This is a genomic window from Geminicoccus flavidas, assembly GCF_009806515.1.
GTDB classification, from domain to species: domain Bacteria; phylum Pseudomonadota; class Alphaproteobacteria; order Geminicoccales; family Geminicoccaceae; genus Geminicoccus; species Geminicoccus flavidus.
Map to the genome: position 1 here is coordinate 1 of NZ_WUJP01000619.1, position 2,873 is coordinate 2,873.

The following is a 2,873-nucleotide window of genomic DNA, read 5'->3' on the forward strand; positions in this document are numbered from 1 at the left end:
CTCGAGCGGCAGCAGGGGACGGGGCGACGAGTTCGGTGGCGGCACGCAGGGCCAGGAGATAGCCGTGCGGTCCGAGCCCGCAGATCACGCCGGTGGCGACGAGCGACACGTAGGAATGGTGCCGGAAGGGCTCGCGGCGATGCACGTTGGACAGATGCAGCTCGATCACCGGCTTCTCGGCGGCAGCGAGCGCGTCCATCAGCGCCACGGAGGTGTGGGTGAGCCCGCCTGGGTTGATCACGATCGCGTCCGCATTCGTGCGGGCCTCGTGGATCCAGTCGATCAGCACGCCCTCGTGGTTGCTCTGGCGGAAATCGACGGTGATCCCGAGATCGGCGGCTTCGCGCTCGACCACGGCCTGGATCTCTGCCAGCCGGGTACGGCCGTAGATCTCGGGCTGGCGCAGGCCGAGCATGTTGAGGTTCGGTCCGTTGAGGACCAGGATGGTGGGCAAGGTCGGGATCGATCGCGGTTATTGATCGTTGTCGGCCACCGCACGCGACGGCGCTCTGCCACGAGCGGCAGGGGCCACCGTCCAAGGACGCTGACCCGCGGCGAGGGGAGGTAGCACGCGTGCCTGAGCGGGGAAAGAGGCCCCGTGCACGCGTGCAGGTGTCGAACCGTTCATGAACCGGCCGCGGGGCAGGGCCGCAAGGGGCGCGACCCGAGCCAGTCAGCTTGTCGTGTCGACCACCAGCCGTCCCCGCACTCGGCCCGCCACCAGCTCGGCCGCGGCGTCCACGACCTCGTCCAGGCCGATCACCCGGGCCACCCGGTCGAGCACCCCCGCATCGAGGTCCTGCGCCAGGCGCTGCCAGGCCGCCTGGCGCGGGGCGAACGGCACCTGCACCGATTCCACGCCGCACAGGCGCACGCCGCGCAGGATGAAGGGGAACACGGTGGTGTGGAGCTCGGCCCCGCCAGCGTTGCCGACCGCGGCGACGCTACCGCCCGGCGCCATCGTCTTGAGCAGGCCGGCCAGCACCTGGCCGCCCACGCATTCCACCGCGCCGGCAAAGCGGCCCTTGTCGAGCGGGCCCTTGGCGCCCGGCACGAACGGGCTGCGGTCGATCACCTCGGCCGCACCCAATTCCTGGAGCCAGCCGGCCTCCTCGGTCTTGCCGGTGGAGGCCACGACCCGGAAGCCGGCCCTGGCCAGGAGGGCCACGGCGATGCTGCCGACCCCGCCGCCGGCCCCGGTCACCACCACCTCGCCGCCCTCAGGCGTGACACGCTGGCGCTCCAGCTCCTGGACGCACAGGGCAGCGGTGAAGCCGGCCGTGCCGATCGTCATGGCCCGCTTCGCGTCGAGCCCGTCCGGCATTGGCACGAGCCAGTCGGCCCTGACCCTGGCCCGCTCGGCGAGGCCGCCGAAATGACGCTCGCCGACGCCCCAGCCGGTGAGCAGCACCGGGTCGCCCGGCCGGTAGCGCTCGTCCGTGGAGTCCAGTACTCGGCCGGCGAAGTCGATGCCCGGAACGAACGGGAAGCTGCGCACGATCGGTGCCTTGCCGGTGATCGCCAGGGCGTCCTTGTAGTTCAGGGTGGACCACTCGACGGCCACGGTGACCTCGCCCGGCATCAGCCGGCTCTCGTCGAGCTCCACGAGGCTCGCCCTGGTGGCGCCGTCCGCCTGCTCCAGCAGGATCGCCCTGAACCGGTCCGTCATTGTCTGCTCCGCTGTTCCGGGGGCGCCGCCCCGCCGCCTGCCCCGGCCCCGATAGGGTCCCCGCGATAGCAGCCTCGACCGGCAGGGTTCAACCAGCCGGCACCGTCTCCGGCGGCAGGGCGGGTTCCGGCAGGTCGACCCAGCCCTCGGGGGTCAGCTGCTCCATCGGCCGGAATCGTGCCTTGTAGTCCATCTTGTCGCTGCCGGCGATCCAGTAGCCCAGATAGACATGGCCCAACCCCTGGGCCCTGGCGCGCTCGATCAGCTGCAGGATGGTCCAGGTGCCGAGCGAGCGGCGGGGCTCGTCCGGCTCGTAGAACTTGTAGACCCCGGACAGGCCGGAGCTCAGCCGGTCGGTGAGGCTGACCGCGAGCAGGCGGCCGGAAGGGTCGCGGCCTTCCAGGAGCACGGTCGCCACCGCCCAGTCGCCGACCATGGTCTCGAAGTCGATCCGGGTCATGTTGGCCATGCCGCCATCGCCATGCCGGGCACTCAGGTAGCGGCGGAACAGCTGCCAGTGCTCCGCAGTCGGCACGGCCGGCACTTCCTGAACGATGAGGTCGGCATTGCGGTGGAGCACCTTGCGCTCATTGCGCGAGGGCGCGAAGCGATCGACCGGAATACGCACCGGAATGCAGGCATCGCAGCCCGGGCAGGCCGGACGGTACATCAAGTTCTGGCTGCGCCGGAAGCCCGCCTCGCTCAGCCGGTCGAAGGTCTCGCATTCCTGGGGATGGCGGCGCAGCAGGGTATAGACCCGCCGCTCGGTGCGGCCGTCCAGATAAGGGCAGGGTGCAGCGCCAGTCGTGTAGAACTGGCGTAGCACGTTGCGCTGGCGGGGCTGCAGGTCGACGGACAAGCGGTTCTCCAGCGGCTTCCGACATGAGATGGAGAATCGGCAAGGAATCATCAAGCCGATTGTGCGCAACCACCGCGCCTCCGCCCAGTCATCGCCCAGGATAGCTGCGCCGAGGATTGACCGGCCGGCGGCGGGCGGGGAGGCTGGGCGACAGGTCAGGAAGGAGGGGAATGCCGATGCGCAGCGAACGCCGGACCGTCGCCACCGAGGCCCTGGGACCGATCGAGCTCCACTGGCTGGAGCATGGCGATCCTTTGGCACCGCAGGTGGTGGTCTGCGTCCATGGCCTGACCCGCAACGCCCACGACTTCGACCGGATCGCCCAGGCGATGGCGCACCGCGGTG

General features: G+C 70.5%; 3 protein-coding genes. All 3 read right to left on the reverse strand.

Features of this window, described 5'->3' with window-relative positions; translation table 11 throughout:
* A partial coding sequence (gene aroQ, locus EQG76_RS17495; RefSeq protein ID WP_235031422.1) for a type II 3-dehydroquinate dehydratase occupies window positions 1-415 on the reverse strand: 415 nt, incomplete at its 3' end.
* 258 nt (window positions 416-673) lie between these two features.
* Window positions 674-1,669 carry an MDR family oxidoreductase gene (locus EQG76_RS17500; RefSeq protein ID WP_159715676.1) on the reverse strand — a complete coding sequence of 332 codons (996 nt, stop codon included), beginning with the start codon at window positions 1,667-1,669 and terminating at the stop codon, window positions 674-676.
* A gap of 88 nt (window positions 1,670-1,757) precedes the next feature.
* A complete protein-coding gene (locus tag EQG76_RS17505; protein ID WP_200840890.1) occupies window positions 1,758-2,528 on the reverse strand; it encodes an arginyltransferase in 771 nt (256 codons plus the stop codon).
* Window positions 2,529-2,873 lie beyond the last annotated feature (345 nt).

Bases quoted from the DNA above. Each gene is read 5' to 3' on its own strand.
- EQG76_RS17500 (WP_159715676.1), bottom strand. From the start codon at position 1,669: ATGACGGACCGGTTCAGGGCGATCCTGCTGGAGCAGGCGGACGGCGCC.